This is a genomic window from Cecembia rubra, assembly GCF_003014575.1.
Lineage (GTDB): Bacteria > Bacteroidota > Bacteroidia > Cytophagales > Cyclobacteriaceae > Cecembia_A > Cecembia_A rubra.
This window is the reverse complement of the sequence record NZ_PYGF01000001.1, coordinates 522,919-537,604: the sequence shown is the minus strand read 5'-3', so window position 1 is coordinate 537,604 and position 14,686 is coordinate 522,919. Positions and strand designations below refer to the sequence as shown.

The following is a 14,686-nucleotide window of genomic DNA, read 5'->3' as shown; positions in this document are numbered from 1 at the left end:
TCAAAAGTTTGGTTCGATTTTTCGAGCCTGACAATTATCTTTGTGGAGTTACCATTATTAAAATCTTAACTGAAGTGATTCTAATTGTATTCTTCTTGCTGCATTGGTATTTCTCTTTGTTTTGCCAAAGTTTCTTCCTACACAGATATGCAGCCCATCAAATGTTTTCAATGACAAAATTTTGGGAAAGGTTCTTTTACATCTTTACTTGGATTTGTCAGGGCAGTTCTTATCTATCTCCAAGAGCATATGCCATTTTGCACAGGATGCATCATGCATACAGTGATACACCAAAGGACCCGCACAGTCCACATCATACCGAAAACCTTTTCACCATGATGTGGAAAACAAAAAATATTTATAATGACTACTTTACTTTCAAATTGAAGCCGGAAGAAAGATTTTCTAAAGATGTTCCAGATTGGGGAAAATTTGACCTTTTTGCCGACTCAATGGCTGCAAGATTCGGATGGGGAGTTTTCTATGTTTTGGTTTACGTCCTTAGCATTTCGGTGTTTGAATTGGCTGGTACACATTGGTGGATGTATTTTCTTTTACCCATACATTTTTTGATGGGGCCAGTTCATGGTGCTATTGTGAACTGGAGCGGACATAAATATGGTTATGCCAATTTTGATAACAATGATAAATCCAAAAACAGTCTCTTGCTGGATGTATTGATGTTAGGTGAATTATTTCAAAATAATCACCATAAGCTGCCAAACAGACCTAATTTTGCTGTAAAATGGTATGAATTTGACCCAACCTATCCGATTGTAAAATTACTTCATGCCAGCGGTATAATTAAACTTAGGACCAGCTGAGTACGATAAAATTCTGTTTAAAAAGCCTGCTTCCTGCAGGTTTTTTTTGTTGCAAAACCACCTAAAAAATTAAAATAAAATAAGTTTTTTGTTGTTAGACTAATTTAATAGTATTATATTTACCGTTACCGATAGAAAGATTTATTCCAAATGTTTGGAATTAACAAACTAAATTGATAAGTTGGAAACGAATTTAAACTTAAACACCATTATGAGAGAATTAACCAGAGCAGAAGAGCAAATCATGCAGATCCTATGGGATATCGAGAAAGGTTTTGTCAAAGATATCCTAGAAAAAATGTCCGAGCCGAAACCGGCTTATAACACGGTATCCACTATCGTGCGTATCCTTGAAAGAAAAGGCTTTGTAAGCCATAAGGCTTACGGAAAATCGCATGAGTACTTCCCTATTGTGTCCAAAGACGAATACAGAAGTTTCTCCATCAAAAACCTACTTTCCGGTTATTTCAGCAATTCATTTTCAAAATTGGCCTCTTTCTTCGCAAAAGATAAAAATCTTGATATGAAGGAAATCGAAAAGATTCTGAATGAGGTGAAAGAAGACGTGAAAAAATAGCCTATGGCTGTTTTTTTGGATTATATCTGGCAGAGTACATTCTGCATGTTGATTTTCTTTGGGATCTATTGGATCTTCCTAAGAAATGAGAAAGCACTGAATTTTACTCGGATTTATCTTCTGATAAGCCCTTTGCTAGCATTGATCTTACCTTTGGTAAGAATCCCTGTTAATTTTGCAAAGCCGGATATATCCTTAGAGCAAACACAATTTTATCGGGCGCTTTTTTTGCAGGAAGCGTCCGATAACATTGCTGCAACTTATGGCCTTCCTGAAGTGATAGTGCAAAGTACTAAATTGCCTTTGCTTTGGGGTTTGGTAGATTATGCTTTTTTGGCCTATCTGCTGATTGTTTTTCTGTTACTTTTCAGGTTATTCTGGATATTTTTACAGCTTCGATTCCTCAAAGAAAAGGGTTGGTACCAGGCTACTTACAACCTGAAAAACAATTACTTTCTGATCCCAACCTTTGGATTAGCGCCTTTCTTTTCCCATTTCAACAAATTATTTTGGGATGATACCCAAAATCTGGGCAATGAGGAAAGGGAACAGATCCTTAGACATGAAATTGAACATATAAGACAGGGACATTCTTATGACCTCCTTTATTATCAGATATTGTGTACCGTTTTTTGGTTCAATCCGGGCATCTACCTGTTGCGGTCTGCACTGGTGGATGTCCATGAATTTCTTGCAGATGATCAAGTACTGGCCAAAGTTTCCAATAAAGAAATTTATCCAAAACTGATTGTCAAGATGGCATTTAAGGGAATAGATCTTCCTATCGGTAATTATTTCGTGAGATCAACAACCCTTAAACGTATCTTAATGATGAAAAATACAGCAAAAGTAAATTGGTTAAAAATCCTGATGATTATACCTATGTCCCTGGTATTGATGGGACTGGTATCCATGAAAACAGAAAATGGATTAGGTCTGATTGTAAGTAATATTACTGCCAATTTAGATGAGATACATTCACAGCTGATATCCTCGCAGGATTCTCTGGATGTGAATGTAAAGGTTAAAAAGTTCCCAAATCCGGTTCATTATGAATTGATAGGTAAACTTGAAAACGGGCAGCTTCAAGCCCAGATCGGAGAATTACTGTATGAGTTTTCCAATATCCATTCTGATGAAGAATACATTAAAGTCCGGGGATTGATCAAGTCCCTTAGGAATACTTCCGTTCATTTAAAACAATATGACAATGCACTGAAGCGCTATCAGGTAGATGAACCTGCCAGGCCAAAACAGGGAATGGAGGGATGGTATGGAAATTTCCTAAAAGGAATTGAAAGCCCTCAAAAGGAACTTGAACTTGGCCTTGGAGGAATTCTTGAGGTAGAATTTGTAATTAATGAAACGGGTGAAATTTCCCAGCCTGTTATCAAAACCAGTTTTGGAGCTGGATTGGATGAAAAGGTACTCAAAGCATTTGAGGGAATAAGTGATATCTGGTTGCCTGCAAAGAAAAACGGGAAACCGGTTGCCATGATCAACTCCATTTCCTTTGCTTTTTACCCTGAAAAGCCCGTGGCCAAAACTGAAGCCCATGAATTTTTCCGCTCCAATGCGCAAAGAAATCAGCTTCAACCTAAATTTTATGATGACCAGGAGGTATTTGATGTGGTTGAAAATTCCCCTGAATTCAGAGGGGGTTTTGAGGCCTGGAACAATTATATAAGGAACAACCTCTCCTACCCTGAATCTGCCCGTCTGAATGGAATTGAGGGAACTGTTTACCTTGTTTTTGTCATCAATAAGGATGGCAAAGTTGAAAATCCGGAAATCTTGAGAGGTGTAGGTTTTGGATTAGATCAAGAAGCCTTGAGGGTAGTCAGCGAAAGTCCGGACTGGATACCTGGTTACCAAAAAGGTCAAGCGGTGAATGTAAGAATGCGCTTGCCTGTAAGGTTCAAGCTTCCAGAAAAAGAGGCTGGTCCCCAGCTATCAGGAATGGCACAAACTTCTAAAAATTCCAATTCTTCCATGGAAGTCCAACATGGGTACAATTCTGAAGAACCAAGGCCAAGCCTTAAAGGTGCTGTTGCGAATTGGACAGTAAATACGGAGCATGGTGTGAAATTTAGGCAGCAATCCCATAATGATGTGCTTTTTGTGATTGATGGGGTGGCATTACCTGACTTCAACCCTGAAAAGGATATAAAGCCTAATCAAATTAAAAGCATGGAAATCGTAAAAGGAGAAAGGGCTTTGGAAATGTTTCCTGAAAACGCTGAAAAAGCAACAAATGGTGTCATTTTAATCAATACCAAGAATTAGAATTTGCGGCTGTCTTAGGCTGGAACTATTGAATGACCCATGCTCCCTAAGACAGCCTATTTTGTTTATTTAAGGTTAAGTTTTCCCTGGGACACGCCAAATAGATTGGCCATTCTGTAAAGTACCCTTGCTCCCACATTCCCATTCCATTCATCCCCTTCAGGTCCTGGAGCCACTTCTACAAGGTCAAACCCTACAATTTTTTTCCCGGCTTTAACCACCTGTTTCATCAGATATAATACTTGTTCCATTTCAAAACCACCAGCTACCGGTGTTCCTGTATTTGGGCATAATTTGGGATCAAGACCGTCAATATCAATGGTAATATATAAATCCTGAGGTAACTGCTCCACTATATCATCACAGATGATTTTCCATGCTTTGCCTTCAAACATCTCCTCTTTGATGTCTTTGTCATAAAAAGTATATATCCTATTATTTTCTTTGGCCATAATGGCTTCATCTTGGCAATAATCGCGGATACCTACTTGGATCAATTTACTGATTTGTGGCAGTTTTAGCGCATTGTAAGAGATAGAAGCATGTGAAAATTCAAAGTTCTCATAGGCCTTACGAAGATCTGCATGTGCGTCAATTTGTAGGATTCCAAAACTTGTATATTCTTCACTAAGCGCTTTGATTAAACCCAGTGGAGTACTGTGATCTCCTCCTACCAAAGCAACCAACTTACCCATTGTACGGTATTTTTTGGCTTGTGCATATACCCAATCATTCATTTCAGCACAGGCTTTATTGATGATATCCGGTACAGCAGCAAATCTTTCCAAATCTTCCTCCGGGGAACCTGCTTCCAGCCATTCAATATAATTCCTGGATAAAATCCTGTAGTTACTGCTTAGCGTAGCTATTTCTTCTGGAATTGGAAGCATATGAATGCCCATTTTCCATGCATCATGTATATCATCCTGATAAAGGTCAACCTGGTAGGAAGCATTTAATATGGCTTCAGGGCCTTCAGCCGTACCAGGAGAATAGGAAACTGTTACTTCCCAAGGTACAGGGATCAGTATTAGGTCAGCTGTTTCCTCATCAAAAGGCAATCCAAAAATACCTTCCTGAGAACTTACCCCATTGGGGTTAAATGATTCGATAATTCTGTGCTTTAAAGTCATATGTAAATAATAAAAGGAGCTGGATTTTTCTGAAGGAGTAATGTTGAAATATCTTTTTGGAGAAAAGTTTTCAAGTGATCTTTCAGAGCCATCCCAGCAATTTTTGTTCAATTTTGGGATATGTAAGAAAATATGCTCACAAATTTATAAATTTTATCATAGGGTGATTAATGATAAGTTAACCGGCTTTCAATGGACTGGTAGAAGCTAAAAACTTTACTGAATTTTTATTGCATGATTTCTATTAAGCTTGCAGTATTCTGTCCAACAGAAGCCCAATCATCAAGATAAATTTCCAATATGACCAACATGCCTGGTTTCATATTGAGGTACGGGTCTCCACTCAAAAAGGTTGCCACTGCTGAAATACCAGGATTGTGGCCGATGAGCATCAAGTTTTTGAAATTACGTTCAGTCTGATTGATTACCTGTAAGATAATTTTGGGATCAGCTTCATATAATTCAGGTGAATACCAAGTGCCTTTACATGGAATCTCAGAAGCCATGATTTCTGCTGTTTCCAAAGTTCGCTTGGCACTGCTGCAAACAGTTAGATCAAAATGAAGTTTTCGCCTGGCAAGCTCCTTGGCCAATCTCATCAATTGGTTTTTACCCTGTTCAGTAAGCTTTCGGTCAAAGTCCCCTACTTGGCCCATACCAGGTTCAGCTTCTCCATGTCGGAGCAGGTATAAAATTTTCTTTGTATCCACTTTTGGTAAATATTGGAGAGAGTAAACCTACAAAATATCTTTCCAAAGATCAGATGAAATACATCTAAATTTGGAAAGGAATATTTAGCCATCTATTTTTAGGTTTTTATTTGGATGGTGTTAGTTGGCCATTCTTTAAATTTCAGCGTTTATGTCAAAAAAATTAGTGATCGTAGAGTCGCCTGCCAAGGCCAAAACTATAGAAGGTTATTTAGGAAAAGACTTTAAAGTTGCTTCCAGCTACGGACATGTCCGTGACCTTCCCAAAGGTGATAAGGCCATTGATATCCAAAACAGGTTTAAACCAACTTATGAGGTTACTCCCGATAAAAAAGAAGTGATCAAGCAGTTAAAAAGTTTGGCAAAAGACGCTGAGACCATATATCTGGCAAGTGACGATGACCGTGAAGGGGAAGCTATTTCCTGGCACCTCAAAGAAGTGCTGAAACTAAACGAAGAGAATACAAAGAGAATCGTATTTAGGGAAATTACTAAAAATGCGATCGTCAAAGCCATACAGAACCCAAGAAAAATTGACATAGACCTGGTCAATGCCCAGCAGGCAAGAAGGATTCTTGACCGATTGGTAGGTTTTGAGCTTTCTCCAATTCTTTGGAAAAAAATAAAAACTGGCCTTTCAGCAGGAAGAGTTCAGTCCGTAGCGGTTAGATTAATCGTGGAAAGGGAAAGAGAAATAGAAAAGTTTAAATCCAAATCTTCTTTCCGTATTACGGCCCACTTTGATGTTGAAGGAAAAACCCTCGTAGCTGAACTTCCTAAGAAATTTGAAACCAAAGATGAGGCTGAAGTATTCCTTAAAAAGTGTCTTGGGGCAAAATTTGAGATTGAAAATCTGGAAACCAAGCCAGGTAAAAAATCGCCCGCACCTCCATTTACTACTTCAACACTGCAACAGGAGGCCAGCCGTAAATTGTATTTTTCTGTAGCCCAGACCATGTCCGTCGCCCAAAAGCTTTACGAAGCAGGTAAAATTACCTATATGAGAACGGACAGTGTCAATCTCTCAGAGGAAGCCATGCAGGCTGCAAAAAATGAAATTATATCTGCATTTGGATCTGATTTTCACCAACCAAGGAAATACGCCAATAAAACGGAAGGTGCACAGGAAGCACACGAAGCAATTAGGCCGACAGATTTTTCCAAAAGTGAAGTCTCGGGCGACAGAAATGAACAAAGGCTGTATGAATTGATCTGGAAAAGGGCAATAGCTTCTCAAATGGCAGATGCCAAATTAGAAAAGACCGTTGTCAATATCGGAATTTCCACTACCCCTGAAAAACTTTCTGCCACTGGTGAGGTTGTCAAGTTTGAAGGTTTTCTTAAAGTCTATCTGGAGAGCACAGATGATGAGCAGGATGATGAAGAAAATGGAAATAAAGGATTGCTCCCTCCTCTTTTTATAGGTCAAGTCCTTCCTTTGATTGAAATGAAAGGAAGGGAAACTTTCTCCCGACCAGCACCGAGGTACACGGAAGCATCATTAGTAAAAAAATTGGAAGAAATGGGTATTGGACGACCTTCAACCTATGCTCCTACAATTTCTACCATTCAGAAAAGGGAATATGTAATAAAAGAATCGAAAGAAGGTACAGAAAGAAAGTATCTTGAAATGAAAATCACCAAAGAGGGATTTTCGAAAGTGGAAAAAACAGAAATCACTGGTGCAGATAAAAACAAATTGTTCCCTACCAATATTGCCATGGTGGTCAATGATTTTCTGGTTGAACACTTTCCAAATATTATTGATTTTTCCTTCACTGCCAAAGTAGAAAAAGAATTTGATGATATCGCCCAGGGAGGTCAGGACTGGCAGGATATGATTGAGAATTTCTATGGTAAATTCCATGTCCGGGTAGAGGAAACTGCTAATGTGGCAAGAGCTGAAATCAACAGTTCTAGGGAATTGGGCAAAGATCCCAAAACCGGCAAACCTGTAATTGCACGATTAGGAAGATTTGGTCCTCTTGTTCAAATTGGTGATCAGGAGGATGAAGAAAAGCAGTTTGCAAGTATGAAAAAGGGGCAATTCATAGAAAATATTACCCTGGATGAGGCCTTGGATCTGTTTAAGCTTCCAAGGGAAGTCGGTGAATTTGAAGGAAAGAAGATGGTGGTAGGGGTTGGTAAATTTGGTCCCTATGTGCGGCATGACGGAAAGTTTGTTTCCCTTAAAAAAGGTCAGGATCCACTGGCCATAACTGAAAGTGAGGCAATTCAACTCATCGAAGAAAAAAGGGATGCAGATGAGAAAAAGCATATCAAAACCTTTGAAGAAAATCCTGAAATCCAAATTTTGAATGGACGCTGGGGTCCTTACATCAAGTTTGGCAAAAACAATTTCAAGATTCCAAAGGGTAAAGAAGCTGAAAGCTTAACTTATGCTGAAACCATTGAAATCATTGAGAATCCGCAGGATAAGAAAAAGGGAAAGTTCATTAAAAAGAAAGCATAAATTATACGACTTAAATAATTCAAGCTCCAAGTATAAATCTAGGAGCATACAATGAATTTTTTACATCAATGATGAAAAGTTCATTTAATATTCATCTATTTTTCAGCTTACAAACTAATTTTTTGAAAGTAAAAAATTTTGGGTAAAAAATGCTGATTTGTTACCTTTAGATCATTGGCAAAATACCGATGAATAAAAGGAAACTAGTTGTTTTGACCGGAGCAGGCATCTCTGCCGAGAGTGGAATAAGTACTTTCCGTGATGCTGGGGGATTGTGGGAAGGACATGACATCATGGAAGTGGCTTCACCGGAAGGTTGGAGAAAAAATAGGAAATTGGTCTTGGATTTTTACAACCAAAGGAGAAAACAGGTATTGAACTGCCAACCCAATGAAGCTCACCTGGAATTGGCCAGGTTAGAGGAACATTTTGATGTTACAATAATTACCCAAAATATTGATAATTTACATGAAAAGGCAGGTTCCTCTAAAATCATCCATCTGCATGGAGAGATTCTGAAATCCCAAAGTACCTTGGATCCCTCTCTGGTATACGAAATGGATGGTTGGGAAATCAATATTGGAGACAAATGTGAAAAAGGGAGTCAACTCAGACCCTTTATCGTGTGGTTCGGGGAAATGGTGCCTATGATGGAGCCTGCCATTGATGCCGCTATGGAGGCAGATATTTTTGTAGTGATTGGAACTTCCCTATTGGTCTACCCTGCTGCAGGATTGATTCAATACGCCAAGCAATCTATCTGCAAATACATCATTGATGTTAAAGTACCCGAAACGGGGTTCATTGGAAATTTAAAAAAAATTGAGGCTCCCGCATCTGTGGGAACGAAAATCATGTCCGAGGAAATCAGATTAAATTATGTCTAAAAAAATTGCCGTCATTGGTACAGGGCCTTCCGGAATAACGGCCTTGAAAAATCTCTTAGATCAAGGACTGGACGCTGTGGCCTATGATATAAATTCAGACGTTGGGGGTAATTGGATCTACAGTGATAATGAATCTCATTCCAGTGTTTTTGAGACCACCCATATTATCAGCTCCAAAACTTTATCACAATATGAGGATTTTACATTCGATGATTTTGACCCGCTGACCTCTGATTATCCTTCCCATAATGAACTGAGAAGATATTTCCAGGCTTATGCCAGCAAATTCAATTTGTATCCACATATCCGTTTCAATACGCTTATTATCCATTGCAAATGGATAAATGAAGGAAAATGGGAAGTTACGACAGAATCAGCTGGAATCAGAAATACAGAGATTTTTTCGGATCTGGTAGTATGTAATGGTCACCACTGGAATCCAAGATGGCCTGAATATCCCGGAAATTTTACAGGAGAATTCCTTCATTCTCATTCTTTCAAAAAAGCCGCCCCCTTTGAAGGAAAAAGGGTTTTGGTCATTGGAGGAGGTAATTCTGCTTGCGATGTAGCAGTAGAAACCAGCAGGGTAAGTGAAATGACTGCAATTTCCTGGAGAAGAGGATATAGGATAATTCCTAAATTCTTTTTTGGCAAACCTTCCGATAAAATCGGAGAAAGAAGTTCTTGGATCCCATTGAAGATCAGAAGTTATTTCTTTGACCTGTTGCTCAATATCATGGTAGGAGATAATTCCCTTTATGGTCTAAGGAAGGTTGAGACTAAATTTGGAGAAACACATCCTACAATCAATGATGAACTTTTGTATAAAATCCGTCATGGTAAAGTCAAGCCAAGATTGGATATCAAAAGATTTGAAGGAAAGAAAGTGATTTTCGAAAATGGCCTGGAAGAAGAATACGATAGCATTATCGCCTGTACCGGATATTACCTGTCCCATCCATTCTTTGATAAGGATTTTATAAATTATCAATCCGGTCCCGTACCCCTTTACTTAAAAATGTTCCATCCCAAGTATAGAAACCTATATTTTATTGGGATGTTCCAGCCTTTGGGCTGTATTTGGCCTGGTGCTGAACTTCAGTCAAAAATAATGGCCAGAGAGTTGGCAGGGAAATGGTCCAGGCCTAAAAACATAGAGGAATTGTGTGAACTGGAAGTGAAAAAACCACACTATCATCAAATTTCCACTCCCAGGCATACCATAACTGTAGATTTTCATAAGTTCAAGAAGGATTTGTTAAAACATCTGCCCAAAGATTATGTTTCAAAAAAATCATTGAAAGAAGATGTAAACTTTAAAGTGGGGTAAGAGTAGAGAAAATTGGAAGAAGCAAAAAGTTTTTATGAAACCGATATCTTGTTTTGATTATTTTGTTCGAATATGCTCAAATGGAGCCCTTTACTTATAACGTATCTTTTTAATTAGATTATTGATAATAAGATAGTTATGGCAATTGGCTTATAGTGTTGCTTTAAAATTTAGAAAATATTTGCGGGATTTTATTGAAAAAGTTTTTAGTGCACTGCAAAGGCATTTCCATTTGGAAAATCCAGTTTATGTTTAAAAAAAAAAGGCCGGAATTTCCGGCCTTTTTTAGTTGCAATATTTATTGATGGCTTCATTGGCCTCATTGTAATTCAGTTTTAAGGCAGCCCTTAGATCATCACAACCGGATTTTTTTCTGTCGGTCGCTAATTTAAGCATTCCTCTATAATAATAGGCCATTCCAAAATCCTTATCCATTTTGATGGCAGTACTGTATTCCTTGTAAGCCTCATTGGTATTACCCAATTGGTGCATTGCCCTTCCTTTCATGAAATAAGCCATAGCAGGTGCCCCCGGAACTTCTACTGCATATTCTGCATAAAGTAAAGCATTACTGTGCCTCTTTTGTTTTTGGTAAATATTTGAAAGACTTAAAAGAATTTGTGTATTTTTTCTGTCCTGTTCCAATGCGTTTAGAAAATCTCTTTCTGCATTTTCAAACTGACCCAACTCTTCATAGGCCCTACCTCTATTATAAAGGGCTTTGACATTTCTAGGGTTAGATGCCAGAAATCCATCGTATGCTGCTATGGCTTCTTCATAAGCTCCCTGGGTGAAAAAAGCATCGCCTTTATTGTATTCCTTATTAGAACAAGAAAATAAGAACATAATGCCTATAAGGGAGGCAAAACCCCACTGAATTACTCTCATTATCAATTATTTTTAAACGGCTACATTATTTTCTCTTAATGCATCGTTCAAGGAAGTTTTAAGATCAGTTGAAGCCTTTCTTTGTCCAATAATTAGTGCACAAGGAACCTGAAATTCACCTGCAGGGAATTTTTTGGTCAATGAGCCTGGAATTACTACAGACCTTTCGGGTACATAACCCTTGTATTCCTTAGGCTCCGAACCTGTAACATCTATAATTTTGGAACTGGCTGTCAATGTTACACCTGCTCCAATTACCGCCTCTTTGCCTATCCTTACCCCTTCAACGATAATGGCCCTTGAACCGATAAATGCACCATCTTCTACTATTACGGGAGCAGCCTGTACAGGTTCCAAAACACCACCTATACCTACACCCCCACTGAGGTGGACATTTTTTCCAATCTGAGCACAAGAACCGACTGTTGCCCATGTATCAACCATCGTGCCACTATCTACATAAGCACCGATATTTACATAAGATGGCATCATAACTACGCCGCTTGCTAGGTATGCACCATAGCGGGCTACAGCATGAGGAACAACCCTTACACCTTGTTTGGCATAATTTGTTTTCAGTGCCATTTTATCATGAAATTCGAAAGGACCGACCTCAATTGTATGCATTTTTTGGATTGGGAAATAAAGAATTACAGCTTTTTTTACCCAGTCATTGACCTTCCATTGTCCGTTCTCTAATGGCTGCGCCACTCTCAAAGTTCCGCTATCGAGATCACTGATTACGGTTTTAATGGCGATTTCAACGTCCTTTTCTTTTAAGAGTTCCCTGTTTTCCCAGGCATTTTCAATAATAGATTGTAATTCCATATTTTTGGTCATATTCATGTTAACTTAATATCCATGCATTCCATTCCTGTTTTGATAGCTTCTACGCTAAAACCCCTTAAAGATCCAAGGGCATATTATAGGTTTGGACTTTCACTGCGTGAAACAAATAAATACCTGATAAACATCATAGGATTTTCAATAAAAAATGAGGATGATGAAAAAAATATAAAGTTTCATCCTCTCTTTTTAGAAAAAAGGAAAGGGCTTTCCAGAATTTTGGCCTCGTATGTTTTTTACAAAGTATATAGAAATGAAAGACCCAGACTTTGCATCATTTGTACCTGGGAATTCATTCCAGCTGCTGTTTTATGTAAATTCTTATTTGGAGGCAAATTGGTATATGATGTTCAGGAAAATTATACTTTAAACATTTCATATAACCGAACTTCACAAGGGATTAGAAAATGGTTTGCAAAAACCCTGATTCAGGTTATTGAATATTTTGGAAAAGGTTATTTTGAACATTTTATATTTTCTGAACAATGTTATATTTACGAAAAGCCAGCCTTTCATCCCAATACAATTCTTGAAAATAAATTTTATGGTTATGTCCCAGAAATCATTCCCAATAAGCGTTTAAATCTTCCCAAATTACGCTTTTTGATTTCTGGAACCATCACCGAGGTCTATGGAATAAGGGAAGCCTTGCAATGGTTTATAATACTACAACATACCTTTCCCGAAATTTCTCTACTAATCATAGGCCATTGCCCCATTTCTACTTATAGGGAGAAGCTTATTGAAATGTCGAAAGGAATAAAGGGAATTGAATTAGAAATTTCCTATCAACCCATTTCCTATGAAAGGATTTTAGGCGCTTATGGTACGTCTGATATTGTGCTGTTGCCCTATCATCAAATTCCCAGCATCAGTCCTAAAATTCCCAGCAAACTTTATGAATGCCTTGCATTGGGCAAACCGGTGATTTTTAGTCCAAATACGAAATGGAGGGAATTAGTTGACCAATATGGAGGAGGAATGGAAATAGACTTTAAAGATCTTCAAAATGCCCAAAATCACTTCAGAAATTTTTTAAGTAAATCCTATTTCAATGGAAAGAGCACATATGAATTGACTTGGCCCAGTGAAGAAAAAAGATTTTTGACTCAGATTCAAAAAATACTCAATCCAAAATGAAAACAAGGCTATGCAGGTAAAAAATAATAGTTTATGGCTTGTATTGCAGTATTCTTGATTATTAAGCATTATAAATTAAATAAGCTGTCCTTATAATCGGGACAGCCTATTTTAAGTAAAGTTTTGAAACAGGTTATTTACATTCTTTCACGTTAACATGCACAGCAAAGATTGTTGCGCTGTTTCTGTTAACCTCAACTGTAATAGGTGCGCTTGATGCTTCTCCTTTACTCCAGGTTACAGCACTGCCTTGCTGACCTCCTTTTGGTCTTTCTGATGGTGCTGATGTATAACCATGTACATACCAATTATCACCTGTCTGAAGTGTGAATCCAGCTGCAAGGTTAATTTCAACTACAAGGATGTTGGAATTTCCATTTTTAGGATGAATGCTAACAGTACCAGCTGCTTTATTTTGTCCGGCCCAAAGTGTGTTAGTAGCGGAATAATTATGATCCAAAGTCATTAAATAGTACCATCCCTTATTATTTAGCATTTGACCACTTTCACCAGCAAAAGCCGTATCATTTTCACATTCTGCTTCATCTTGGCAAGGGACTAAATTGTAGCAAAAAGTAAGGTTACTCAGGTCTGCAATATTGCCCTTGCCTACCAAAGGTGCCGTAAGTCCGGATCCAGAAGTTGCACCATTGATGGTATATACATTATGACCTGGACCACCTTTAACAATCACGGCCATTGTTCCTAAGCAAGAATTGGCATCAGGTGCAGTGTAAGACCATTCCACAAACTTGTTGTTAATTACATTTACAGTAAAGCCAGCCGGCCAAGGTTTTTCAAATGTGCCTGTAACCGGATCATAATTGTTTCTTCCTGTGGTAAAAGCATAACTGTTTGGAAGATCTGAACATTCCAAATTCCCACCTTTGACAGGTCCTCTCATTCCCTCCCAAAAAATTGGAGCACCAATGGATTCATTAAACTCAAATAAACTTGAGTTGGAGTTAATTATTAATTCATTTTCTAAAGATGGTTGAACATCTTCCATTTGGTTACATGCTACAGCAAATAAAACCAAGAACATTGCCATTAAGGACTTCATCGGACTTTTAAAGAATTTATTTTTCATTTATCTAATAATGATTGTTTATGCGGCAAATATAAAGTGAAATGATTCATTCATGCAATGAAATGCAAAAAAAATATTTTAAACTACAAAAAACATGATTTAAAAAATCAAAGAAACTTTTTTAACAATATGAAAATCAATATTTTGATTGTCCTGTTCAGGGTTTCTGAGGGCTAAAATTTTTAAAAATCAAAAAATTGATATTGCTTCAGAAAACTAATTTTCTTTGGAATAAAAGAGCACTTCTGATTATCCAGCAGAATTTGTTAATGGAAACTGGAATTCTCTTGCTGGAAACTTGAATACTTTTCATTGCTATTCAATATTGGGCAGATAATATTGAATTAAACACCTGAAATCTAGTAATATTTGTCCAATATAAGATTGTGCTTAAATATTTTTTAGGGTAACCTAAAAAGGAAATCACATCAATAAAACAGTTATCCACATCCTTTTTAGCCTTTATATAAATTATTTTTTGATTTGTCTAAAAAAGTTATCT

General features: G+C 37.6%; 12 protein-coding genes. 7 read left to right on the top strand and 5 right to left on the bottom strand.

The window, feature by feature from the left end:
- Positions 1-74 precede the first annotated feature (74 nt).
- The 3 genes from CLV48_RS02155 (at position 75) to CLV48_RS02145 (ending at position 3,687) form a co-directional block, all read left to right on the top strand.
- A complete protein-coding gene (locus CLV48_RS02155; RefSeq protein ID WP_106565581.1) occupies positions 75-824 on the top strand; it encodes an acyl-CoA desaturase in 750 nt (249 codons plus the stop codon).
- A gap of 211 nt (positions 825-1,035) precedes the next feature.
- Positions 1,036-1,401, top strand: a complete 366-nt coding sequence (locus CLV48_RS02150) for a BlaI/MecI/CopY family transcriptional regulator (protein ID WP_106565580.1) — start codon at positions 1,036-1,038, stop codon at positions 1,399-1,401.
- Between the two features lie 3 nt (positions 1,402-1,404).
- Entirely contained in the window at positions 1,405-3,687 is a 2,283-nt protein-coding gene (locus CLV48_RS02145) for a M56 family metallopeptidase (RefSeq protein ID WP_106565579.1), read from the top strand.
- Between the two features lie 65 nt (positions 3,688-3,752).
- Here CLV48_RS02145 and CLV48_RS02140 read toward each other — a convergent pair whose 3' ends face one another.
- The gene (locus CLV48_RS02140; protein ID WP_106566097.1) at positions 3,753-4,820 is read right to left on the bottom strand and encodes an agmatinase family protein; all 1,068 of its coding nucleotides are present in this window, start codon (positions 4,818-4,820) and stop codon (positions 3,753-3,755) included.
- A gap of 227 nt (positions 4,821-5,047) precedes the next feature.
- Positions 5,048-5,530 carry a SixA phosphatase family protein gene (locus CLV48_RS02135; RefSeq protein ID WP_106565578.1) on the bottom strand — a complete coding sequence of 161 codons (483 nt, stop codon included), beginning with the start codon at positions 5,528-5,530 and terminating at the stop codon, positions 5,048-5,050.
- Positions 5,531-5,681: 151 nt separating this feature from the next.
- On the opposite strand from CLV48_RS02135, the gene topA reads away from it, so the two are divergent.
- The 3 genes from topA (at position 5,682) to CLV48_RS02120 (ending at position 10,220) form a co-directional block, all read left to right on the top strand.
- Positions 5,682-8,003 carry a type I DNA topoisomerase gene (gene topA, locus CLV48_RS02130; protein WP_106565577.1) on the top strand — a complete coding sequence of 774 codons (2,322 nt, stop codon included), beginning with the start codon at positions 5,682-5,684 and terminating at the stop codon, positions 8,001-8,003.
- A gap of 188 nt (positions 8,004-8,191) precedes the next feature.
- Positions 8,192-8,890 (top strand): SIR2 family NAD-dependent protein deacylase, encoded by a 699-nt coding sequence (locus CLV48_RS02125; protein WP_106565576.1) that lies wholly within the window; start codon positions 8,192-8,194, stop codon positions 8,888-8,890.
- Positions 8,883-10,220 carry a flavin-containing monooxygenase gene (locus tag CLV48_RS02120; RefSeq protein ID WP_106565575.1) on the top strand — a complete coding sequence of 446 codons (1,338 nt, stop codon included), beginning with the start codon at positions 8,883-8,885 and terminating at the stop codon, positions 10,218-10,220. The genes CLV48_RS02125 and CLV48_RS02120 overlap by 8 nt, the downstream gene beginning before the upstream one ends.
- 285 nt (positions 10,221-10,505) lie before the next feature.
- Here CLV48_RS02120 and CLV48_RS02115 read toward each other — a convergent pair whose 3' ends face one another.
- Both CLV48_RS02115 and CLV48_RS02110 read right to left on the bottom strand, forming a co-directional pair.
- Positions 10,506-11,108, bottom strand: coding sequence for a tetratricopeptide repeat protein (locus CLV48_RS02115; RefSeq protein ID WP_106565574.1), 603 nt, complete (start codon positions 11,106-11,108; stop codon positions 10,506-10,508).
- Between the two features lie 12 nt (positions 11,109-11,120).
- Entirely contained in the window at positions 11,121-11,936 is an 816-nt protein-coding gene (locus CLV48_RS02110; protein ID WP_106566096.1) for a 2,3,4,5-tetrahydropyridine-2,6-dicarboxylate N-succinyltransferase, read from the bottom strand.
- Positions 11,937-11,969: 33 nt separating this feature from the next.
- Between CLV48_RS02110 and CLV48_RS02105 the strand changes: the two genes are divergently transcribed.
- Complete coding sequence (locus tag CLV48_RS02105; protein ID WP_106565573.1) at positions 11,970-13,094, top strand: glycosyltransferase; 1,125 nt, start codon at positions 11,970-11,972, stop codon at positions 13,092-13,094.
- Between the two features lie 133 nt (positions 13,095-13,227).
- Here the strand turns inward: CLV48_RS02105 and CLV48_RS02100 are convergent, their stop codons facing one another.
- A complete protein-coding gene (locus CLV48_RS02100) occupies positions 13,228-14,184 on the bottom strand; it encodes a hypothetical protein (RefSeq protein WP_106565572.1) in 957 nt (318 codons plus the stop codon).
- Positions 14,185-14,686 lie beyond the last annotated feature (502 nt).